We start from the raw sequence: 20569 nt of genomic DNA, 5'->3' as shown, positions 1-20569 counted from the left end.
GCGATCTACCACTGTGTGAGAAGGTGGGCGCGCGTGGTCGGCGACGGAAGTGGGACGGCATGGACAAGAGCTCGACGATGCGGTCCCTGGAACGGGCCATCGACGTCCTCGAGGTGCTCGACGAGGCGCGTCAACCGCTGCGGCTCACCGAGATCGCGCGGCGCGCAGGACTGCCGGTGCCCACCGCGCAGCGCATCCTGGCGGTGCTCGAGTCGCGGGACCGGGTCGAGCGCAGCGGTGCCGGCTACCGTCCCGGCGTCGCCCTCACCTTCGGTGCGCACGCCTACCTGACGACCAACCCGCTGCTGCTCGTCGCGAGTCCGGTCCTCATCGACCTGGCGGTCGAGACGGGGCTGACCGCGTCGCTGTTCCGGGAGTACGACGACACCCGCGTCGTCCTGACCCGGGCGCACGCGCAGCGCAGGCTCCGGTACGAGCTGCCGGTCGGGGCCCGGCTGCCGTTGCACCTCGGCGCCGGCAAGGCGCTGCTGGCCCAGCGGAGCGCGGAGGACGCCCGCGCGCTGCTGGAGAGCCTCGGCGAGACCGCCGAGTACCCGGCACCCGACGTCGAGGCGGTGCTGGCCGACCTCGCCCGCACCCGCGAACTCGGCTACTCGGTGGCCTACAACGAGCGGGCCCCCGGGGTCGCCAGCGTCGCCGCGGCGATCCCGCTGCACGGCGACGTCCGGGCCGCCGTCCAAGTGGCGGGCTACGCCGAGGACGTCCCCGAGGCCCGCACGGCCGCGCTCGGCCTCGAGGTGCAGCGCGCCGCGCTGGCCATCGGCCGCGCGGTCCCCACCGGCTGAGACTCCGCCCGGGCGGCGGTGCCGCCGGTCACGAGGTGGTGGTGCCCCCGTCCGCCGAGCGGGAGGCGTCGAGCAGGAAGGGGACCCGGGCCCGCTCGCAGACGGCCTCGAGCTTCCGGAGCAGGCTGCCGGGCAGGGGAACGCCGTGTTCGGCCCGTTCCTCGCGGTGCCGACGTTCGGGATCGCCGGCGACCACGACGGGCGCCTCGGCGTCCACGGGCGGCGTCTCGCGCAGGGTGTCGAGCAGCTCGTCGACGTCGTCGAGGTATCCCCCGTCGGGGCGCAGGACGGACGGGTCGAGAGCGAGGAGGAAGTGCCCGATGTCCTCCGGGGCCCCGGGCGGCCGACGCGCGGCGAGATCGGCGCCCGACAGCGCGGCGCTCAGGATCTGGACCATGACCGCCAGGCCGTACCCCTTGTGGCCGCCGGTCGCACCGTCGCCCCCCAACGGGGTGAGCCCGCCGTACAGGTGCTCGTGGAGGTAGGCCATCGCGGCCGCCGGATCGGTGACCGGGTCCCCCGCCTCGTCGGTCACCCAGCCCTGCGGCACCGGCCGGCCGAGCAGGTCGAAGACCTTGACCTTGTTCGCGGCGACCGTGCTGGTCGACATGTCCAGTACGAACGGCGGGTTGCGCCGCGCGGGCGCGGCGAACGCGATCGGGTTGGTGGTCAGGCGCGGGAGCGCACCACCGGTCGGTACGACGCTCACCACCTTCGCCGACGTCGTGACCAGGCCGATCAGCCCGGCCTCGGCCGCCATCGCGGCGTAGTAGCCGGCCGCGCCGAAGTGGTGGGAGTTGCGCACCGACACCACCCCGACACCGGCCGCGCGGGCCATCCCGATCGCCAGCTCCATCGCGGCGACGGCGGCCGGGTGACCGAGTCCCCCCTGCGCGTCGACCAACGCCATCGCGGCGGTCCGGCGGACGACCTCCGGCTGCGCGTCGAGCCGCAGCCGTCCCGAGCGCCACAGCTCCTCGTAGGACATCAGCATCGATATCCCGTGCGAGTCGATCCCGGACAGGTCGGTGTGGGTCATCACCGCGGCCGTGGTCACGACCTGCTCCGGTGCCATCCCCCACGCCGTCAGCACGCCGGCGATCTGGGCCCTGATGGTGTCCGCAGGGAAACGGAGCATGTCCACGGGAGTCCTCACCTCGGTCGAGCGCGCCGGTCGTCGCGACACGAACCCGACTTTCTCCCGCTGGACGGTAGCAGCTTCCACGAAGTGAGAGAGACGGTCGGTCCGTCCCCGGCTCGCTGCCGGGACGGACCGACCGTCCGGTCCGAGGCGGCTCGGCGGACACCGCCCCGGAGCGTTCCCGGGGAGGGCGGTCAGCCCTTCAGCTCCGGGAAGTCCTCGTAGCGCCACTCCCCGCCCGCGGCCGCCCCGGCCTCGTCGCGCTCGCGGGCCCGCAGCTCCACCCGCCGGATCTTGCCCGAGATCGTCTTCGGCAGCTCGGAGAACTCGATGCGCCGCACCCGGAGGTAGGGCGCCAGGTGGTCCCGGGTGTGGGCGAAGATCGCGGCCGCGGTCTCCCGGGTCGGTTCGTGGCCGGGGGCGAGCGCGACGTAGGCCTTCGGCACGGCGAGCCGGACCGGGTCGGGCTGGGGCACCACGGCCGCCTCCAGCACCGCCGGGTGCTCGACGAGCACGCTCTCCAGCTCGAACGGCGAGATCTTGTAGTCGCTGGCCTTGAACACGTCGTCGGTGCGGCCGACGTAGAACAGGTAGCCGTCCTCGTCGCGGGTTGCGGTGTCACCGGTGTGGTAGAAGCCGCCCGCCATGGCGTCGGCGGTCTTCTCCGGCATGTCCAGGTACCCGGCCATCAGGCTGGTGGGCCGCCGGGACAGGTCGATGCAGATCTCGCCCTCGGTCCCGGAGACCTCGCCGGTGAGCTCGTCGACCAGCACCACCGGGACACCGGGCAGCGGACGCCCCATCGACCCGGGCTTCACCGCGGAGCCGGGCGTGTTGCCCACCGACGCCGTCGTCTCGGTCTGGCCGAACCCGTCGCGCAGGGTCAGGCCCCACTGCGCCCGGACCTGCTCGATGATCTCCGGGTTGAGCGGCTCGCCCGCCGCGATGACCTCGCGCAGCGAGCCGGGTCCGCCGGACAGGTCGGCCTTGATCAGCATCCGCCAGACCGTCGGCGGAGCGCAGAACGTGGTGACGCCCTTGTCCCGGATCTGGCCGAGCAGCGACGCCGCGTCGAAGCGGGTGTAGTTGTAGAGGAAGATCGTCGCCCCGGCGATCCACGGCGCGAAGAAGCAGCTCCACGCGTGCTTGGCCCAGCCCGGCGAGCTGATGTTGAGGTGCACGTCGCCCGGGGTGATGCCCAGCCAGTACATGGTGGACAGGTGCCCGACCGGGTACGACGTCTGGGTGTGCTCGACCAGCTTCGGCCGGCTGGTGGTGCCGGAGGTGAAGTACAGCAGGAGCCGGTCGTCGGCGGTGGTGCCCGGGTGCTCGACCGGGGCGTCGTCGACGTCGCGGGAGTCGGCGAGGTCCAGCCAGCCCTCGGCGGACCCGCCGACCGAGACCGCGGTGAGCCCGTCGAGCAGGCCGTCGAACTTGCCCGTGCAGGACGCGTCGGCGATCACGAACCGCGCTCCCCCGCGCTCCAGCCGGTCCGGCAGGTCGACGGCGCCGAGCGCGGTGGTCGTCGGCATGATCACCGCGCCGAGCTTCATCACCGCGAGCATCGACTCCCACAGCTCGACGCGGTTGCCGAGCATGACCAGCACGCTGTCCCCGCGCCCGACGCCGTGCGAGGCGAGCCAGCGGGCCACCTGGTTGGAGCGGCGGCGCAGCTCGTCGAAGGTCCAGGCACCCTCGGCACCGTCCTCCTCGACGATGCGCAGCGCGGTCCGCGACTCGCCGTCGGCGATCACGTCGAACCAGTCGTGCGCCCACTGGAACGCGCCGTCGAACTGCGGCCAGGTGAAGTCGGCGACGGCCTTCTCGTGCTCGCCGTGCAGCGCGACGAGCCGGTCACGGGCGTCGCGGTAGATGTCGTGGTTGGCCATGGGGCGGACGACCTCCGGGTCGGTGGTGCGGGTCAGACCGTCGTCGGGGCGGTCGCGGGGCGCTCGTGCTCGAGCGCGACGTTGCGGGTCTCGTGCAGCAGCGACACGCAGACCAGGGAGATCACGCCGATCAGCGAGAGCATCACGCCGATCGCGATCGAGCCGTACGCCGCGGCCAGACCGGGCGCGACCAGCGGCGGGATCGCCCCGCCGAGGACGCCGGCGAGGTTGTAGCCGAGCCCGGCGCCGGTGTAGCGGTGCCGGGCCGAGAACAGCTCGGGCAGGTAGGAGCCCGCCGGGCCGTAGGCGACCGCGAAGATCACCAAGGTCCCGCAGAGGCCGATCGCGAACGCGGTGGCACTGCCGGTGTCGAGCAGCGGGAACAGCGCCAGCGCCCAGACGATCCCGGCGACGCAGGACGTCCGGATGACCGCGCGACGCCCGAACCGGTCCGACAGCATCCCGGCGACGACGATCGCGAGCCCGAACACGACGGCCGCGGCGATGCCGATGCCCAGCACCACCGGGCGGTCCAGGGCCGCACCCTGCGGGTTCGTGCCGTAGGCGGTCAGGTAGGCCGTGCCCATGTAGAAGAACGCGAACAGCATCGACAGCGCACCGGCCGACAGCAGGACCTCACGCGGCTGCGCCCGGACGGCCTCCAGGAAGGGCAGCCGCTTCGAGCGGTCGAGCGCGGCCGCCTCCGCAGCCGCGCGCCGCCGGGCCTCGGCGAACGCGGGGGTCTCCTCGATCGAGAGCCGCACCCACAGCCCGACGCCGACGAGCAGGATCGACAGCAGGAACGGGATCCGCCAGCCGTAGGTCAGGAACGCGTCGTCGGTGTCACCCATGACCAGACCGGTGACCAGGAAGGTGCCCGAGGACAGCGCGAACGCGATGGCCGGGCCGAGCTGGGGGAACACCCCGTACAGGCCGCGCTTCTCCTTCGGCGCGTACTCCGCGGTCAGCAGGGTCGCACCCGCCCACTCGCCGCCGACGGCGAAGCCCTGGCAGAACCGCAGGAAGACCAGGATCAGCGGGGCCGCGACGCCGATCGTCTCCGCGCCCGGGAGCAGTCCGATCAGGACGGTCGCGATGCCCATCAGCAGGAGCGTCGAGATCAGGGTCTTCTTCCGGCCGATCCGGTCGCCGTAGTGGCCGAACACGATCGCGCCGACCGGGCGGGCGAAGAACGCCACCGCGAACGTCGCGAAGGAGGCGACGGTGCCCGCGGTGGAGCCCAGGGCCGGGAAGAAGACCTTCGGGAACACCAGCGCCGCGGCCGTCCCGTAGATGAAGAAGTCGTAGAACTCGATGGTGGTGCCCGCGCAGCTGGCCGCGGCCACCCTTCTCAGGGGGACCGGTGCGGGGGTGGTGGTCATGCGTGGCTCCTCGTCGAGCGCGGCCTGGTGGAAGCACCGAGACTCGCCGCAGCGGACCACCACCCGCTACCAACCGAAGTCAGTGTTCGGATCCACGGATCGGGCCCCACGGCCCGGTCGACGTGCCTGCCGCCGTGCGGTCGCCGGTGCGGCAGGCACAGCTGATCTGCCCCCGGCACTCGGGCAGGTGACAGGCTGGAACCGACCGGGCCGATTGACGTGCCGGGGCGTGTCTGGCACAACAACCCCGCCGGACATGACTCGTTGCACGTGACGAGGTCGTCCGGAGCCGGCGACGACGCCGCCAGGACGGGGAGGAGCACTCGTGCAGGACGACGACGCAGTCGCGCGGGCCCTGGACCGGGTCATGCCCCGGCGTCTGCACGAACTCAGCGCGACGACCGGCCTGCCCGTCGTCTTCGGCGGGACCACCCGGACGGTGGGCGACGAACAGCAGCTCTCGATCAACCAGCTGATCGGCACCTTCGGCGACTCGCTGCGGCTGCTCAGCGTCCTGACCGGACGCGGACTCGGCGGTGCCGCGATGGCCCGCCGGATCCCGTGCCGGGTGAGCGACTACGCCTCGACCCCCGGGATCACCCACGACTACGACCACGTCGTCGTGGAGCACGAGCGGCTCGCGTCGATCCTGGCGTACCCGATCGTCGTCCGCGGCGCGGTCCGCGGGGTGATGTACGGGGCGATGCGCGAGCACCGGCCGATCGGCGACGTCGCGGTCCGCAACGCCGGCATCGTGGCCGCCACCATCGCCCGGGACGCCACGACCCTGCTCGACCAGCACGCTCCCCCGGCCGTTGCGTTCCCGGCCGCGGCGGACGCCGGGAGCCGGACCGACGCACTGCTCGAGCTCGCTGCGCTGATCGAGAGCACCGGTGACCCGGAGCTGCGCGAGCGGCTGCGCCGGATCCACGCCGGCCTCGCCGGGGTGCGCCCGACCGCGGGCCGGACGGTCGGGGAGACGCCCGCCCTCTCCCCGCGGGAGATCGAGGCGCTGCGGCACGTCGCGGTGGGCGCGACCAACGCCGAGATCGCCGCGCAGCTCGGGATCACCGTGGGAACGGTCAAGGCCTACCTGCACAGCGCGATGCGCAAGCTCGACACCCAGAACCGGGCGCGGGCGGTCATCGCGGCCCGCGCGGCGGGCCTGATCTGACCCGCGGCAGGTTCCGTGACCGTTCGTGGCCGGTGGTTCCGCCGCGCTGCCACCGCAGCGGGTCCTCCCCCGGCGCGGCGTGGCCCCACCGGACGGACGCCGGGGATCCCGGCAACGTGCCGCCACCGGTCCCCCGGGGGGACTGCCGTCGCCGTGGCCCGTTGGGCCGCCGCCGGACCGGGGTGAACCCCTCGCGCCCCGCGCACGAATCCAGGGGTGGAGGTGAGGCGGATGCTCCTGACCCGCGACGAGTCACGGGCCCTGGAACTGCTCGACGCGCGCGAGGTGGACGTCGACCTGCTGCGCCCGGCGGTGGCCCGGCACCTGCTCGCCCTCGGCCTGATCGACGCCGACGGGAGCGTCACCGCGGCCGGTGCGGCCGCCGTCGAGGAGGTCTACGCGACGCGGTTCGCCGACGGCGTCGCCGAGATGAAGGCCCGCATCCGGCACCACGGGCTCGGCCGCCCCGGGGGCTGAGCTCCGCCGCACACGCTCCGCTGCCCGGGGTCCGGAACACGTCACCCGCGGTGATATCCGGGCCCCGGGACATTCTTTCCCGCATTTCTCCGAACCTCCGCGCTCCGGCCGTCGAATACAGGAGCAGAGGTCGCCGGGAATCGCCCGTCGGTCGGTGCGATCTGAGGAGAACCACCATGGCGAATTCAGTACGACGTGTGATCGGTCTGGCCACGATCGGCCTGGTCGCCGCCGCGACGACCGCGCTGGGCGCCGGGGTCGCCTCCGCGCAGGAGACCCCTCCCCCGGTCGCGATGATCTCCAACCTGACCGGCAAGAGCACCTCGGTCGCGCTGGACAAGGGCTTCACCGACGCGCTGACCTCGCTCGACGTCACCCCCGGCCCGTTCGGGTCCGCCTCGATCACGGACGGCTCCGCGTCGTTCCCGATCACCGGTGGCAACGTGACCGTCTACAAGCCGGACGAGGTCCTGCCCTACGTGCAGGGCAGGATCGAGCACATGGGCAGCGGGCTCACCCTCACCAAGGGTGACACCGAGGTCACGCTCGACAACTTCGTGATCGACCCGGGCGACCCCGCCGTGCTGACCGGCCGGGTCCGCGCCGGCGGCCAGACCGTCGCCGAGTCGACCACCCTGTTCGACCTCAACGGCTCGACCCTGAAGCCCATCACGATCGACCAGTCGGCGGGCACCGCGACGCTGACCGGCACGACCGTCACCCTGAACGCCGGGGCCGCCGAGGCCCTGAACGGCGCCTTCGAGACCGACGCCCTCAAGGGCGGCACCACCATCGGCATCGCGACGATCGTCGTCAACACGACGAGCGGGACCATGCCGATGCCGCAGGGTGGCGTCGAGACCGGTGGTGGCAGCACCTCCGGCACCGACACGGCGCTGGTCGTGACCGGTGTCGCGCTGCTCGCCGGCTCCGCGCTGGTGCTCGTCGTCCGCCGTCGCGGCGTCCGCGGGCACTGATCCACTCCGGGTGTGCCGTCCGCACAGGCGGGCGGCACACCCGGCTCCGGTCGTGGTGGTCCACCACGACCGGTTCCCCGATCGGCACCAGGACCGGAGCACCCGATGACCGCACCACACCCGTCCCGCGTCCGGCGGCCGCTCGCTCTGCTGAGCGCGCTGCTGCTGGCCGTCGCGGGTGTGGTCGTACTGGTGTCGGCGCTGACCGCGGGCGGCCCCCCGGAGCCGGTGGCCGCGGCCGCCGGCCCAGTGGGACCGGCCGTGGTGGGCACCGCGCCCGCGGGGGCCCGGCCGGTGGGGGAGGTGCTCCCGCCCTCTCCGCCCCGGTCGATCTCGATCCCGTCGATCGGGGTCGAGTCGGTCGTCGACCAGTCCGGTCTCGCGCCGGACGGCACCCTCGAGGTCCCGGCCCCGGGCCCCGGCTACGACCGGGCGTCCTGGTACCGCGGGTCGTCGGCACCGGGCTTCCGCGGCCCGTCGGTCATCCTCGGCCACGTCGACTCGGCCGCCGAGGGACCATCGGTGTTCTACGACCTCGGCCGGATGCGTCCGGGCGAGGACATCACCGTCACACGGGCCGACGGAATTGCCGCGACATTCCGTGTCGACGAGGTCCGGTCGTTTCCCAAGAATGCGTTTCCGACCGAATCCGTCTACGGCGACGCCGACCGCGCGGAACTGCGCCTGATCACCTGTGGCGGATCTTTCGACTCGAGCGCACGGAGTTATCGGGACAACACCGTGGTGTTCGCCCATCTCGTCGGCAGCAGCCGCGGCTGATCACGACGGTCGGTCCGCGGCCGGCGCCGTGACGCCCTCTCCGACGGCCAGGGTGTCTGGTACGCCCGGCGCACCACGTCCGAGGTGCCCGTCCGCCACCCCGTCGGAGGCACCGTGCCGCCGCCCGCCACCGACCGGCTCCCGGTCGTCGACCTGTCCCGCTTCCGCGCCGGTCCGGACGAGCGGGCGGCCTTCCTCGCGGAACTACGTCGCGCCGCGCGTGAGGCCGGGTTCTTCTCCGTCACCGATCACGGCCTCCCCGACGACGTCCTGACCGGTACGGACGCGCTCGCCCGCCGCTTCTTCGCGCTGCCCCTGCAGGACCGTCTCGCGATCGAGAACGTCCACTCCCCCGGTTCCGCGGCTACACCCGGGCCGGGACCGAGCACACCGGTGGCACCGCCGACCGGCGCGAGCAGATCGACATCGGGCCGAGCGCGCCGCCGTCGAGCCCGGTCCCGGGGAGCCGGACCGGCTGCGGCTGATCGGCCCGGACCAGTGGCCGGCCGCCCTGCCCGAGCTGCGCGAGGTCGTCCTGCGCCGGCAGACCGAGATGCTGCGGGTCTCCCGCGAGGTCCTGCGTGCGCTCGCCGCCGCGCTCGGCCGGCAGGAGGCCTACTTCGACGGCTGGTCCGACGCCCTCCCGGTGCCGGGCTCGTTCGTGGTGAACATCGGCGAGATGCTGGAGATCGCCACCCGCGGCCACCTCACCGCGACGCGGCACCGGGTGGTGTCGCCACCGCCCGGGGTCGACCGGATCTCGGTGCCGTTCCGCCTCGCGCCGCACCTGGACGCCGTCGTCGCGCCGCTCGACCCGCCGGCCGAGCTGGCCGCGGACGTCCGCGGGATCAGCGAGGACGCCGACAACCCGCTCGACGCGCGCTACGGGGAGAACGCGCTGACCGGCTGCGCTCGCACCCCCGGGTCGCGCAGCGGCACTGGTCCGACGTGCCGGCGCGACGCGTCCGACCCGGCGCCGCCGTGGGACGAGCCGTCATCCGGCCCCCTCGCCGACCGCGCGCCGCAGTCCGCCCCCGATGCGCTCCATCGTGGCCCCGTAGGCCTCGGGGAGGTCGACGTCGAGCCGGTCGGCGAGCACGAACAGCCACCAGAGGCACTCGGCGAGCTTGTGCCGCAGCTCGGCGTCGGTGTCGCCGTCGATGTCCCAGGTGCGCTCGGCCGCGAGCACGAGCCGTCCGACGTAGGCGGCGTCGTGGGTGAACCCGAGCGCCAGCTCCGGGAGGGTCCAGGTGCGCCCCAGCAGCCGGCCCTCGAGCTGCTCGTAGAGCGCGCGCACCTCGCGGGCGCGGCTGCGTGCGTCGCCCAGTCCGTCGTCGGCCGGCCCGGTGTCGTCGGTCATGGTCACGCCCCTCGTCTCGTGTGACCACGACGCTAGGTCCGGTTCCGGACCGGTCCTGTCCGGAACCGGCGACGGTGGCCCGCGTCACGGGTTGTGCTGCAGCGCCAGCAGCTCCTCCAGCCGGGCCACGACGTGCTCGCGGACCTCGTCGGGTCCGAGTACCCGGAACGGAACCCCGAGCCGGAGCAGGAACTCCGCGATCCACCGTGCGTCGAGGCCGCCGACCGTGCTCAGGGTCCGGTCCGGGCCGTCGGCGCGGTGCCGCGCGATGCTCGCCGGGAGCAGTGCTCGGGTCTCGTCGAGGGAGCGGTGGATCTCGACCTCGGCGTAGGTCGCGTAGGGCGTGGTGGTGATCGCCTCCTCGACCAGCGCCGTCGCGTCGACCTCCCTGCGGCGCGGGTCCGCCCGGCCGGTGACGGCGACGGCCGCGACGCGGTCGACCCGGAACACCCGCCAGTCCCGGCGGTCGAGATCCCAGGCGGCGAGGTACCACCGGTGGGCGGTGCGGACGACCTGCTCCGGCTCCACCGCGCGGGTGCTCTCCGCCCCGTGGCGGTCGCGGTAGCGGAACCGGACCCGGTCGCGGGTCCGGGAGGCGCCGGCGAGCGCGGTCAGGGTCTCCGGGTCCACCTCGCCATGGGCGTCCGGCCGCACCCCGGCCTCGGCGATCGCGAGGTCGAACCGGCCCAGTGCCTCGGCGGCCCGGGACGGCAGGGACCGGCGCAGCTTGAGCAGGGCCGCCGGCGCCGCGCGTCCCTCGCCGTCGGGGTGGCTCCACGCGAGCCGCCGCAGCGCGATCGCGGTGGCCAGCGCCTCGTCGTCGTCGAGGCTCAGCGGGGGCGTCCGGGACCCGGCGACGAGCCGGTACCCGCCGAACGGGCCGGTCGCGGTCTCGACGCCGTACCCGAGCTCACGCAGCTTGACGACGTCGCGGCGGACGGTCCGCTCGTGCACGCCCAGCCGGTCCGCCAGCTCGGCACCCGACCACTCCGGGCGGGTCGACAGGACCGTGAGGAGCTGGAGGAGCCGGTGCGAGGCGCTGAGCACCGTCGCAGGATAGGTCCGGGTTCCGGACGGGAACGGTCCACAACCGCTCCTACCGTCGGCGGTACCGCGACTCCCCACCGGAAGGATCCCGATGACCACCGATGCCGTGCCCACGACCCCGCACCTGGCCGCCGCCGACGAGCCGGAGCTGGTCGTCGCGCCCGCCACGACCTTCGTCTCGCTGCGCGGCAGCGGGCGCCCCGGCACCGAGGCGTTCCACCGGGCGAAGCGGACCGTGCGCACGGTGGAGCGCGCGCTGCCTCCCGCGCGGCGGGTGCCCGGCGCCGGGGCCGTCGTGGAGATCCTCTACCGGTACCCCGAGGGCTCGGCCCCGGTCGGGATCGCGGACTTCTACTGGATCAACCCGGTCGACGACCTGGAGTACCGGGTGCTCGCACAGGTCGACCCGGCGACGACCGATGCCGAGCTCGCCGCCGCGGCGGACGGGGCGGACGTCGAGCTGCACACGCTGCCCGAACGCCTGGTCGTACAGGTCCTGCACCACGGCCCGTTCGCCGACGAGCGGCGGACCCTCGCCGACCTGGGCTCGTTCGCCGCGGGCCACGGATTGCGCCGGGTCGGCGACCACCACGAGATCCATCTCGACCCGTTCACCGCGAGCACGCCGCAGGACCACCTGCGGACGATCCTGCGCGACCCCGTGGGCCGGTGAGGGTCCGATGTCCCGCAGGGCCACGTTCTCGGTGTCGTGCCCGTTCGCGCCCGGTCGCGCCGCGGGCGTGGCGGAGCAGCCTGGTACACGGCGGGGGCGCTGCCCGCGGCCATCACCCCGGGCCTCGACGATTCATGCGGCCCGCGGGACACGGCGGTAGCGTTCGCACCACGGTCTCCCGACCGTACGAGAAGCGCATCCGCCGCCCCTGACCCCGGCGACGTTCCGACGGTGATGGGGCAGGCGTGGGTCACGAAGGCGACAGGCGGACTCCGGCGGAGCTGCGACCGGATCCCGACAGTGTGGTCCCCGGCGCGCGGGAGCTCGCAGGGCTGCTGCGCGGGATCCGCGGCGGGGACCTGGACGCGCTGCGCCGGTTGTACGACGCCACCGGGGCGCTGGTCTTCGGGACGCTGTTCACCGCGTTGCAGGACCAGGACCGGGCCACGGAGGCGACGGAGCGCTGCTTCCTGTGGCTGTGGCGCACGGCGCCGTCGGTCGACTCCGGCCACCCCTGCGCGCTCACGTTCCTGTTGCGCGCGGTGCGACGGGAGCTGGCGGACCCGCCGCCGGAGCCCTGATCGCGATCGCGGCCGGGGCCTGCTCCAGCGGTCCCGCGCCGTCGTGTTCCCACTGAGCGTGACGGTGCTCGGCCAGGACGCGGAAAGCCTGCACGGGTGAGGCGGTGGGATCCTCGGTCAGGACCTGGATGCCGAGGTGATCAGCGCCGGCGGTGAGATGGTCGTCGACCCGAGCGTCGATCATCTCCGGGGAACCGTGAGCGACCAGGGCGTCGATGAGTGCGTCTCTGCCCGATCCGTCGATATCGGCGTCGGTGAACCCGCGCCGCAGCAGGTTGTCAGTGTAGTTGCGCAGGCCGAGGTAGGGGTTCTGCACCGCAGGCCGGCCCGTCCTCCGCCCCCGATCGGCGTCCTGGCTCAGTACGACCTTGTGTTCGGGAGCCAGGAAGGCGTTGGCGCCCGGCATTTCCCGCGCAGGGCGAGTGTGTGCGGGGACGATGATCGCGCTCTCGGTAGCGGCGACCATCTGCTCGATCAGGACCAGGTCACCGTCCGGGGCCACCCCGATTCCCACCCAGATCGTCCGATATCCCGGCCTCGGGTCGAGGCGCGTAGTCGGTACGAGGGGCATCACCCGGTGCAGGGTTGAGCCATGCCCCACGGGTGCCGAATCGGTCGTGCACGTCAGTGGTCTCCTGTCATGCCGACGAGGCGGCGGTACCGAAGATCGGCCAACAGATCTCGGTGGCGGTGAACCGGGCCGGATCTGTAGGGGTGCCGCCGAAGTAGTGTTCGCGAATGGGCCCCTGACTGCTGATCAGATGCTCGTTGACATAGATCCCCAGGGCCGCGTAACTGCGGTCGATGCCATCGTGGCCGCCCGGATGGGTGAGCACCGCGAACTCGGTCCTGGGGAGGACCTCGGCCCGGACACCCTCTGGCGGATCGACCGATGGTGGTGCGGGGACGAACAGGGTTGCGCGGCCCTGCTGTTCGAGGAACAGCGCTCTCTCGTAGAGGCCGCCCGGCACCACCGCGTCGGGCGCGCCTGCGGCCGTGGCGACAGCCCGGTGCAGTGTCCGCAGTGCCGCTGCGAACCAGTCGTCGATCTCGGAGACGTCGATGGTGGCGCTGACGGACCACACGGCGAGCGCCGGCTCGTGGCGCAACGTGACGTCGGAGGGAGGGCTCGCCGGGGCGAGCAGTTCACGCAACGCCCCCACGGTGTCACGGGTCTGCGCGAGCGCAGCCTCCATCTGCTCGAGATGGGTGGTGATGATCTCGGTGCGGGCCCCGGCGTCGTCGGTGCTCAGGAGCGCCTTGATGTCGGGGATGGACATGCCCAGGGAGCGGAACCGGCGGATGATGTGCGCATGGTCGACCTGGCCGGTGTCGTAGAAGCGGTAGCCGGTGCCGGGGTCGATTTGGGCCGGTTCGAGAATGCCGATGTCGTGATAGTGGCGTAGTGCCTTACGGCTCAGACCGGTCATCAGCGCGAAGTCACCGATCGAGACCTGGGCCCCCATGGCGTCCTCCTCTACGTCGCGTCGCCTGTCGGACGAGGCGATCCTGGAGCCTCCCCCCAGGGCAAGGTCAACATCGCGGGATGCTCGGGACCACGGGTTGACCTTCCCCTCACGGGAAGCTCCACCGTGGGGCCATGTCCACAGCAGAATGGGAAGCACTCCCGGAAACCGTGAAGACGTTCATGACCGCACTCGACTCCCAGGAGTTCGATCGGGCCCTCGCCACCTTCACCTCCGATGCCGTGGTGACCGATGACGGGCGCGACCACGCGGGCACCGAGGAGATCGAGGCCTGGCTGGCGACCGCGGCCACCGGGTACACCTACACCGCCGAGTTCAGCGGTGCGTCCACGACCGACCGAGGCGTCGACGTCGGGCAGCATCTGGAGGGCGACTTCCCGGGTGGGGTCGTCGATCTGAACTACCGTTTCACCCTCGATGGTGCAGTGATCAGTCGGCTGGTGATCGAGCCGTGACACGGCGATGGTTCATCACCGGTGGCACGCCCGGCAACTTCGGGATGGCCTTCGCCGAGGCGGCGCTCGACACCGGTGACCGCGTGGTGGTGACCTCCCGCCGCCCGCAGGAGTTGGTGACGTGGGCGGACCAGTACGGTGATCGCGTTCTCGTCGTGCCGCTGGAACTCACCGACGCGACACAGGTGCAGCGCGCGGTACGAGCAGCCGAGGAGCACTTCGGCGGTATCGACGTGCTGGTCAACAACGCCGGCCGCGGCTGGTACGGATCCATCGAGGCGATGGACGAGTCCGCGATGCGGTCGATGTTCGAGCTGAACTTCTTCGCCGTGCTCTCCGTGACCCGCGCGGTGCTGCCGGGGATGCGCGCCCGCGGCGACGGGTGGGTCGTCAACGTGTCCTCGGTGGCCGGGCTCATCTCGGCGCCCGGATTCGGCTACTACAGCGCGACGAAGTTCGCCGTCGAAGCCGTCACCGACGCGCTGCGCGACGAGGTCGCCGCACAGGGCATCTCCGTGTTGACCGTCGAACCGGGAGCGTTCCGCACCAACGCCTACGCCGGATTCGCCGACGACGCCGTCGAGGAGGCGATCCCGGTGTACCACGAGATGCTGGAGCAGGTCCGGGCCGTCTTCGTCGGGATGGACGGTCTGCAGCCCGGCGACCCCCACCGCGGTGCCCGTGCGGTGATCACGGCGATGTCCCAGGATCCGCCGCCCCGCCGGCTGGTCCTGGGCAACAGCGGATACGACGCCGTGACCGATGCGCTGGAGAAGGACCTGGCCGACCTGCGGGTGAACGAAGATCTGTCCCGCAGCGCGGATTTCCCCGCCTAGCCGTGCTCCCCGAGAGGCTGCCCGGGACCGGTGGGTGTGGCTGCCTGACGACGACGGCTTCCCCCGCTCCGGTGGTGATGGGGAGGGGGAAGCCGCCTTCCGACCGGCAGAGGATCTCGAGAGCCGGCCCTCCGGATCTCACGACACGCTCAGGCGGTCGCGCGGGTCCCGACTCCGGCCAGCAGCGTCGCGACGTCGTCGTCGTTCCCGGCGGCCGACGCCCGGTCGAGGCAGCGCCGCGCGTCGGCGTCCGAGCTCTCCGGCGGCACGACGAGCAGGCACAGCCGGCCGTGCACCCCGAACACGTCGACGACGTCGGGCGGGGTGCTGGCGAAGCCGCCGAGGCGGATCAGGTGTCCGTCGGTCGTCGTCCGGCGCGGCACCGACGACCAGGTCCGCAGGCTGTACCCGACCCGGGTCACCGGGCCGAGCCGGTCGCCGACCCCCGCGCCGAGCTCACGCAGCTCGTCGACCAGGACGCGCGAGCGCGGCCACCACGCCCCGTCGACCTCCCCGACCGGCCTCGGGTCCTCCTTCAGCGCGACACGCGCCGCGGACGGGCGCGGCGGGGCGGCGGGGCGGGTGGGTGACGGGGTGCGGGAATCGCTCACGGTGTGGCTCCGTTCGGCCGCCGCGGGCCGGCGGGCGGCGCCCTGCAGGGCGGCCGTCCGGCGGGACACGGGCGTGGTCACGGCGGAGCAGGACGCGTCGCCGTGTGGACCCGGGAACCCCGGCGGATCCTCCGGTTCGTGCGTGCCCCGGACTGCGGGGCATCCGGCTGTCCAGCAGCACAGGGCCGTGGCCTCGACGGTACGCCGATCGGGCCGGCCGCGCGGGTCCGTCGCCACGCCCCCGGGCCGAGGTCGTCACCGTGCTCCCCGCGGGGCGGGCGGGTGTCAACGATCCTCGCGGGGCGGGGCGCCGGCTGGCTACGCTCGGCCCGTGGATACCGGCGCCGGGGTCGAGGCGGCCGCGCGGCGGGTGCGGCACGCCCGGCACGTCGGTGACGTGGGTGCCCGGGTCCGCCCGGTCGTCGCGGAGTCCTGGCAGCGGTCTCTCGACCTGGGCGTCGACCTCGCCCGGTCCGCGACCTACGTCGGCCACGAACCCGGGCCCGCCGCGGTCGCCGAGGCCGAGGAGGTGTTCGACCGCTTCCTCGACGGCACTGCCCGCCTGGACTGCGCGGTGCTGCTCGTCGACGGTGACGGGATCGTCCGCGTCCGCCGCGACGCCTGCCCGGACCTCGCCGCGCTGCTCGACGCCGTCCTCGTCGCACCGGGCTTCCGGATCGCCGAGCAGGACGTGGCGACGACGGCGTCCGCGCTCGTGCGGGCCACCGGTCGCGCCGCCCGGGTCGACGGTCCCGAGCACCTGCACCCCGACCTCGCCTGCCTCACCGAGGCCGCCGCGCCGGTACCGTCCGACACCGACGCGGCACCGCAGACGGTGGTGGTCGTGGCGCACCTGTCGGCGCCGGGCGGCGCGTCGGCGTTGCGCGCGGCCGTCGCCGCCGAGCTGGCCCGCCAGGTCGGCGAGCGCGTCCGGGACCGCGAGCACCGGTCCGGGCGGATGCTGCACGCCCGCTTCGACGACGTCTGCGCACGCTCCGGCGCGGAGTGGGTCGTCGCGACCGACGGCCGGGCGACCCTGTGCAGCCCCGGGTTCCGGGCCCTGCCCCGCGAGGACCGGGACCACCTGCTCGACCGGGCGCTCGCCGACGCCGCTCTCGCAGACCCGCCACCCGCCGGGTCCACGGCCGAGCTCCCGTCGGGCCGCCGCGACGACGTCGTCACCTCCGTCGTCCGCGACGGCGCCGCCGTCGTGGGCCACGTCAGCTCCGGACGGCGCAGCCTTCCCGTACCGGCCGGGTCCCGCACGACGGACGCGATGCGCCGCCAGGGGTCGCACGTCGCACCGACCGCCCGCCGCGACTTCGCGGCCGACTTCCGGGACGCGCACGCCGACGGCGCCGCCGCCGAGGTGCGGCGCCGCGCGAACCGCGAGCTGCTCAGCCCCTACCTGCGCGCCCGCCGCGACGTCGCGGCCGCGGTCGCCGCCCGGACCAGGCACCTGCTCCTCGTCGGCGAGCCGGGGGTCGGGAAGCAGACCCTGGCCGTCGAGCAGTTCCGCCGCAGCCACCCGTCCGGGTCGGTGCAGGTGCTCGACTGCGCGCGGATCGCGGAGTCCGGAGGCCCCCTCCTGCCGACGGTCCGCGGCACCGACGGGGACCGGCCGCGGCTGCTCGTCCTGCGCCGGCTCCCGCTGCTCGGGTCGGTCGCCGCGCGGCGCCTCGACGAGTCGCTGCGGGTGCTGGTGGCCACACCCGCGGCACCGACGGTCGTCGGGTGCATCGACACCCCTTCGGTCGACGCCACCCGGCCCTACGGGCTGCTGCTGCGCCACTTCCACGACACGGTCCGGGTGCCCGCGCTCCGGTACCGGGCCGACGAGCTCGGCGACCTTGCGCGGTCGGTGCTGCACTCGCTGTCAGGCGGCCGGTCGCTGAGCCTGAGCATGCAGGTGCTGCGGGTCCTGGAGGGCTACGCCTGGCCGGGGAACCTGCGTGAGCTGGAGGACGTGCTGCGCTACGTCATCGCCCGCAAGCCGGTCGGCGTGGTGCAGGCACCGGACCTGCCGTCGTCGTGCTTCACCGGCGGCGCACCGCGGATGTCGATGCTCGAGGCGGCGCAGTGCGACGTGATCATCCAGGCCCTCTACGAGGCGCGCGGCAACCGCTACCAGGCCGCCGAGCTGCTGGGGATCGCCCGGTCCTCGCTCTACCGCAAGATCGATGCGTTCGGGATCAGCTACATCGGCTGAGGTGTCCCGGGACCGGGACACACCGTCGTCGCCGGTGGTCGTGCCGCCCGCGGAGTCGTCCCAGAACGGGACAGTCACATGCGCACTCCCGCATTAGCGTCGGGCCCGCCGACGCTCTCGGCACCCCCTGCGACCAACGGAGTGAGCAGATGAAGGCACTCGTCTACCACGGACCGGACGCCAAGGCCTGGGAGGAGGTCCCGGACCCGACGATCCAGGACCCCACCGACGTGATCGTCAAGGTCGACACCACCACGATCTGCGGCACCGACCTGCACATCCTGCAGGGCGACGTCCCGGCCGTCACCGACGGCCGCATCCTCGGCCACGAGGCCGTCGGCACGATCACCGCCGTCGGCGACGCCGTGTCCGGCTTCGCCGTCGGCGACCGCGTCCTCGTCCCGGCGATCACCAAGTGCGGCCGCTGCGACTACTGCCAGCGCGGTATGCCGTCGCACTGCCAGACCGTCGGCGGGATCGGCTGGATCTTCGGCCACCTCATCGACGGCACCCAGGCCGAGTACGTCCGGGTCCCCTACGCCGACACCTCGCTCTACGCCGTGCCGGAGTCGGTCACCGACGAGCAGGCGATCTTCCTCGCCGACTCGCTGCCGACCGGCTACGAGGTCGGTGTGCTCGCCGGGAACGTACGGCCGGGCGACACCGTCGCCGTCGTCGGCGCGGGTGCGGTCGGCCTCTCCGCGATCCTCACGACCGGCCTGTGGGGCGCGTCGAAGGTCATCGCCATCGACTCCAACAAGTTCCGGCTGGAGAAGGCCGTCGAGTTCGGCGCCACCGACAGCGTCGAGGTCGGGCCGGGCACCGTCGCCGACGTGACCGCGCTGACCGACGGGCTCGGCGTGGACGTCGCGATCGAGGCCGTCGGCTACCCGGAGACGCTGCTGACGGCGGCGTCGCTGGTGCGCCCGGGCGGCACGATCGCCAACGTGGGCGTCCACGGCACCCCGGTGGAGCTGCCCATGCAGGACATGTGGATCTCCAACGTCACGCTGACGATGGGCTTGGTCGACACCGTGTCCATCCCGACGCTGCTCAAGATGGTCGCGGGCGGGCGGATCCCGGCGGAGAAGATGGGCACCCACTCGTTCACCTTCGACCAGATGGACGAGGCCTACGACGTGTTCAAGAACGCCGCGGCGAACCAGGCGCTCAAGGTGGTCATCACGCCGGCGTGACGTCCGCTCCCGGGGCCCCCGTGCGGGCCGTCAGGAGAACGACTCAGCCGGTGATCGTCCTCCTGCGAGCGCGGTAGGCGGCCGCCTTCACCCGGTTCCCGCACTCGTCCATGCCGCACCAGGTGCGCCGCGCGCCACGGGAGCGGTCGAGATAGAGCCGGGTGCAGCCGGGGCGGCCGCACTCCTTCAGCGGGGTGTCCCGGTCGGCGAGGACGGCGACGGCGTCGCGCGCCAGCTCCGCGAGGACGGCGTCGGCGTCGCCGGTACGGCGGGTGCCGTGGTCGTCGAGCTGCACGGTCATGCCGGGACCGCGGGCCGTGCCGTTGACGACGGCCAACGCAGCGGGGTCGAACGCCCGCCCGGCCAGCCGGTCGGTCGCGAGCCGGTGGACCGCCTCCCGCAGGTCCCGCGCGCGCCCGAGGACCTCCGGGGTCACGGTCACGCCGTCCGGGAGGTCGGCGCAGGCGTCGATCCAGCGAGCGAGGTCGGCGGGCCCGGTGAGCAGCTCGGTCGGGTCGGTGCGCCGCCAGGTGACGGTGCCGACCAGGTCGAGCGCGGCGCTGCCGCTCACGAACGCGAAACCCACGTCACCATCTTGACCGGTGACGCATCGGCACCGCAAACTGCGTCACCAGTCGAACCGGTGACGCCGTCGCCGGACGATCCCGGGGAGTCGCTGATGACGATCGACGTCGTCGTGTTCGACGTGCTGGGCACGCTGGTCGACGAACCGTCCGGCCTGCGCGACGCGGTCGCCGCGGCCGCGCCCGGCACCGACCGCGACACCGCAGCGGACCTGGCCGGGCTGTGGCAGGCGCACGTCGCGGGCGAGCAGGAGCGCATCGTCGCGGGCGGGCGTGCCTTCGTGCCCGGCCACGTGCTGGACGCCGAGGCCGCGGCGGCCGTCGCGCGGCGGGCGGGTGTCGGCGACCCGCAGGTCGTTGCGACGCTGGCCGGCGCCGGTGCGCGGCATCCGGCGTGGCCGGACACGGCCGACGGGATCGCCCGCCTCGCCGGCCGCTTCCCGGTGGTCGGACTGTCGAACGCGAGCCGCTCCACCCTGCTGCGACTGGCCGCCGGGGCGGGGCTGCGCTGGCACCTCGCACTGTCGGCGGAGGGCGCCGCGTCGTACAAGCCCGCCCCGGAGGTCTACCGGCTCGCGATCGAGGCCGCGGCGGTCCCGCCCGATCGGCTCCTGATGGTCGCGGCCCACGCGTGGGACCTCCGGGGTGCGGCGGCGGCCGGGATGCGCACCGCATACGTCGACCGGCCCGGCGGCGACCCGCCGGGCGCACACGACCGGTTCGACCTGCACGCCACGGACCTGACCGACCTCGCCGACCAGCTCACCCGGACGGGGGCACGACCGTGCTGATCACCTTCTCCTTCACCCGTCTCGCCGTGCAGGTCCGGCGCTGGTTCGAGATCGGTGCCGACGCCACTGGCTGGAGCAGCGGCCCTGAACCTGCACGCCGGGCTTGACCCTCA

21 protein-coding genes and 2 pseudogenes are annotated in these 20569 nt (G+C 73.5%); 14 read left to right on the top strand and 9 right to left on the bottom strand.

The window, feature by feature from the left end; translation table 11 throughout:
- Positions 1 to 59: 59 nt before the first annotated feature.
- A complete protein-coding gene (locus tag ATL51_RS19870; RefSeq protein ID WP_167410025.1) occupies positions 60 to 806 on the top strand; it encodes an IclR family transcriptional regulator in 747 nt (248 codons plus the stop codon).
- Between the two features lie 28 nt (positions 807 to 834).
- Here ATL51_RS19870 and ATL51_RS19865 read toward each other — a convergent pair whose 3' ends face one another.
- The 3 genes from ATL51_RS19865 to ATL51_RS19855 all read right to left on the bottom strand — a co-directional run bounded on the left by ATL51_RS19865 (position 835) and on the right by ATL51_RS19855 (position 5218).
- Positions 835 to 1944, bottom strand: coding sequence for an Ldh family oxidoreductase (locus ATL51_RS19865; RefSeq protein ID WP_073577773.1), 1110 nt, complete (start codon positions 1942 to 1944; stop codon positions 835 to 837).
- A 197-nt stretch (positions 1945 to 2141) separates the two neighbouring features.
- Positions 2142 to 3836: an AMP-binding protein gene (locus ATL51_RS19860; protein WP_100879538.1), complete on the bottom strand. Its 1695-nt coding sequence runs from the start codon at positions 3834 to 3836 to the stop codon at positions 2142 to 2144.
- Positions 3837 to 3868: 32 nt separating this feature from the next.
- Positions 3869 to 5218 (bottom strand): MFS transporter, encoded by a 1350-nt coding sequence (locus ATL51_RS19855; RefSeq protein ID WP_100880822.1) that lies wholly within the window; start codon positions 5216 to 5218, stop codon positions 3869 to 3871.
- 325 nt (positions 5219 to 5543) lie between these two features.
- Here ATL51_RS19855 and ATL51_RS19850 point away from each other — a divergent pair, with 325 nt between their 5' ends.
- From ATL51_RS19850 to ATL51_RS29725, 6 genes and pseudogenes are all read left to right on the top strand, one after another.
- Positions 5544 to 6392: a helix-turn-helix transcriptional regulator gene (locus tag ATL51_RS19850; protein WP_083658980.1), complete on the top strand. Its 849-nt coding sequence runs from the start codon at positions 5544 to 5546 to the stop codon at positions 6390 to 6392.
- Positions 6393 to 6623: 231 nt separating this feature from the next.
- Positions 6624 to 6869 carry a hypothetical protein gene (locus ATL51_RS19845; RefSeq protein WP_073577534.1) on the top strand — a complete coding sequence of 82 codons (246 nt, stop codon included), beginning with the start codon at positions 6624 to 6626 and terminating at the stop codon, positions 6867 to 6869.
- Between the two features lie 176 nt (positions 6870 to 7045).
- On the top strand, positions 7046 to 7846 hold the full coding sequence (locus ATL51_RS19840) for a hypothetical protein (protein WP_100879537.1): 801 nt from the start codon (positions 7046 to 7048) through the stop codon (positions 7844 to 7846).
- Between the two features lie 105 nt (positions 7847 to 7951).
- The gene (locus tag ATL51_RS19835) at positions 7952 to 8626 is read left to right on the top strand and encodes a class F sortase (RefSeq protein ID WP_100879536.1); all 675 of its coding nucleotides are present in this window, start codon (positions 7952 to 7954) and stop codon (positions 8624 to 8626) included.
- Between the two features lie 84 nt (positions 8627 to 8710).
- Positions 8711 to 8914 (top strand): annotated as a pseudogene (locus ATL51_RS29535) (2-oxoglutarate and iron-dependent oxygenase domain-containing protein); the annotation flags it as partial.
- Positions 8915 to 9179: 265 nt separating this feature from the next.
- Positions 9180 to 9350, top strand: a pseudogene (locus tag ATL51_RS29725) (isopenicillin N synthase family oxygenase); the annotation flags it as partial.
- A gap of 270 nt (positions 9351 to 9620) precedes the next feature.
- On the opposite strand, the gene ATL51_RS29530 reads toward ATL51_RS29725, so the two are convergent.
- Both ATL51_RS29530 and ATL51_RS19820 read right to left on the bottom strand, forming a co-directional pair.
- On the bottom strand, positions 9621 to 9986 hold the full coding sequence (locus tag ATL51_RS29530) for a nucleoside triphosphate pyrophosphohydrolase family protein (RefSeq protein ID WP_100880821.1): 366 nt from the start codon (positions 9984 to 9986) through the stop codon (positions 9621 to 9623).
- An 84-nt stretch (positions 9987 to 10070) separates the two neighbouring features.
- The gene (locus ATL51_RS19820; protein WP_208623037.1) at positions 10071 to 11033 is read right to left on the bottom strand and encodes a helix-turn-helix transcriptional regulator; all 963 of its coding nucleotides are present in this window, start codon (positions 11031 to 11033) and stop codon (positions 10071 to 10073) included.
- A gap of 91 nt (positions 11034 to 11124) precedes the next feature.
- Between ATL51_RS19820 and ATL51_RS19815 the strand changes: the two genes are divergently transcribed.
- Both ATL51_RS19815 and ATL51_RS19810 read left to right on the top strand, forming a co-directional pair.
- Positions 11125 to 11706, top strand: a complete 582-nt coding sequence (locus ATL51_RS19815) for a GyrI-like domain-containing protein (protein WP_100879534.1) — start codon at positions 11125 to 11127, stop codon at positions 11704 to 11706.
- A 302-nt stretch (positions 11707 to 12008) separates the two neighbouring features.
- Positions 12009 to 12287, top strand: coding sequence for a sigma-70 family RNA polymerase sigma factor (locus tag ATL51_RS19810; RefSeq protein ID WP_100879533.1), 279 nt, complete (start codon positions 12009 to 12011; stop codon positions 12285 to 12287).
- Here the strand turns inward: ATL51_RS19810 and ATL51_RS19805 are convergent.
- Positions 12229 to 12801 carry an LLM class oxidoreductase gene (locus ATL51_RS19805; protein ID WP_157818457.1) on the bottom strand — a complete coding sequence of 191 codons (573 nt, stop codon included), beginning with the start codon at positions 12799 to 12801 and terminating at the stop codon, positions 12229 to 12231. The genes ATL51_RS19810 and ATL51_RS19805 overlap by 59 nt on opposite strands.
- A 124-nt stretch (positions 12802 to 12925) precedes the next feature.
- Positions 12926 to 13753: a MerR family transcriptional regulator gene (locus tag ATL51_RS19800; RefSeq protein WP_100879531.1), complete on the bottom strand. Its 828-nt coding sequence runs from the start codon at positions 13751 to 13753 to the stop codon at positions 12926 to 12928.
- Between the two features lie 134 nt (positions 13754 to 13887).
- Here ATL51_RS19800 and ATL51_RS19795 point away from each other — a divergent pair, with 134 nt between their 5' ends.
- Both ATL51_RS19795 and ATL51_RS19790 read left to right on the top strand, forming a co-directional pair.
- Positions 13888 to 14229 carry a nuclear transport factor 2 family protein gene (locus ATL51_RS19795; protein ID WP_301549102.1) on the top strand — a complete coding sequence of 114 codons (342 nt, stop codon included), beginning with the start codon at positions 13888 to 13890 and terminating at the stop codon, positions 14227 to 14229.
- Positions 14226 to 15065, top strand: a complete 840-nt coding sequence (locus ATL51_RS19790; RefSeq protein ID WP_100879530.1) for an SDR family NAD(P)-dependent oxidoreductase — start codon at positions 14226 to 14228, stop codon at positions 15063 to 15065. Before ATL51_RS19795 ends, ATL51_RS19790 begins: the two co-directional genes overlap by 4 nt.
- A gap of 149 nt (positions 15066 to 15214) precedes the next feature.
- Here ATL51_RS19790 and ATL51_RS19785 read toward each other — a convergent pair whose 3' ends face one another.
- Positions 15215 to 15676, bottom strand: coding sequence for a DUF5994 family protein (locus ATL51_RS19785; RefSeq protein ID WP_157818456.1), 462 nt, complete (start codon positions 15674 to 15676; stop codon positions 15215 to 15217).
- Between the two features lie 331 nt (positions 15677 to 16007).
- On the opposite strand from ATL51_RS19785, the gene ATL51_RS19780 reads away from it, so the two are divergent.
- The gene (locus tag ATL51_RS19780) at positions 16008 to 17885 is read left to right on the top strand and encodes a helix-turn-helix domain-containing protein (RefSeq protein WP_157818455.1); all 1878 of its coding nucleotides are present in this window, start codon (positions 16008 to 16010) and stop codon (positions 17883 to 17885) included.
- A 149-nt stretch (positions 17886 to 18034) separates the two neighbouring features.
- Positions 18035 to 19081 (top strand): alcohol dehydrogenase catalytic domain-containing protein, encoded by a 1047-nt coding sequence (locus ATL51_RS19775; protein WP_100879527.1) that lies wholly within the window; start codon positions 18035 to 18037, stop codon positions 19079 to 19081.
- A gap of 43 nt (positions 19082 to 19124) precedes the next feature.
- Here the strand turns inward: ATL51_RS19775 and ATL51_RS19770 are convergent, their stop codons facing one another.
- Positions 19125 to 19667 carry a CGNR zinc finger domain-containing protein gene (locus ATL51_RS19770; protein ID WP_301549101.1) on the bottom strand — a complete coding sequence of 181 codons (543 nt, stop codon included), beginning with the start codon at positions 19665 to 19667 and terminating at the stop codon, positions 19125 to 19127.
- A gap of 93 nt (positions 19668 to 19760) precedes the next feature.
- Here ATL51_RS19770 and ATL51_RS19765 point away from each other — a divergent pair, with 93 nt between their 5' ends.
- Entirely contained in the window at positions 19761 to 20456 is a 696-nt protein-coding gene (locus ATL51_RS19765) for a haloacid dehalogenase type II (RefSeq protein WP_100879526.1), read from the top strand.
- Positions 20457 to 20569: the final 113 nt, after the last annotated feature.

It is taken from the genome of Pseudonocardia alni, assembly GCF_002813375.1.
Classification (GTDB): domain Bacteria; phylum Actinomycetota; class Actinomycetes; order Mycobacteriales; family Pseudonocardiaceae; genus Pseudonocardia; species Pseudonocardia alni.
This window is presented reverse-complemented; position numbering and strand designations above follow the sequence as displayed.

Bases quoted from the DNA above. Each gene is read 5' to 3' on its own strand.
- ATL51_RS19840 (WP_100879537.1), top strand. From the start codon at position 7,046: ATGGCGAATTCAGTACGACGTGTGATCGGTCTGGCCACGATCGGCCTG.
- ATL51_RS19800 (WP_100879531.1), bottom strand. From the start codon at position 13,753: ATGGGGGCCCAGGTCTCGATCGGTGACTTCGCGCTGATGACCGGTCTG.
- ATL51_RS19795 (WP_301549102.1), top strand. From the start codon at position 13,888: ATGTCCACAGCAGAATGGGAAGCACTCCCGGAAACCGTGAAGACGTTC.
- ATL51_RS19845 (WP_073577534.1), top strand. From the start codon at position 6,624: ATGCTCCTGACCCGCGACGAGTCACGGGCCCTGGAACTGCTCGACGCG.
- ATL51_RS19835 (WP_100879536.1), top strand. From the start codon at position 7,952: ATGACCGCACCACACCCGTCCCGCGTCCGGCGGCCGCTCGCTCTGCTG.
- ATL51_RS19870 (WP_167410025.1), top strand. From the start codon at position 60: ATGGACAAGAGCTCGACGATGCGGTCCCTGGAACGGGCCATCGACGTC.
- ATL51_RS19855 (WP_100880822.1), bottom strand. From the start codon at position 5,218: ATGACCACCACCCCCGCACCGGTCCCCCTGAGAAGGGTGGCCGCGGCC.
- ATL51_RS19815 (WP_100879534.1), top strand. From the start codon at position 11,125: ATGACCACCGATGCCGTGCCCACGACCCCGCACCTGGCCGCCGCCGAC.
- ATL51_RS19765 (WP_100879526.1), top strand. From the start codon at position 19,761: ATGACGATCGACGTCGTCGTGTTCGACGTGCTGGGCACGCTGGTCGAC.
- ATL51_RS19865 (WP_073577773.1), bottom strand. From the start codon at position 1,944: ATGCTCCGTTTCCCTGCGGACACCATCAGGGCCCAGATCGCCGGCGTG.
- ATL51_RS19860 (WP_100879538.1), bottom strand. From the start codon at position 3,836: ATGGCCAACCACGACATCTACCGCGACGCCCGTGACCGGCTCGTCGCG.
- ATL51_RS29530 (WP_100880821.1), bottom strand. From the start codon at position 9,986: ATGACCGACGACACCGGGCCGGCCGACGACGGACTGGGCGACGCACGC.
- ATL51_RS19775 (WP_100879527.1), top strand. From the start codon at position 18,035: ATGAAGGCACTCGTCTACCACGGACCGGACGCCAAGGCCTGGGAGGAG.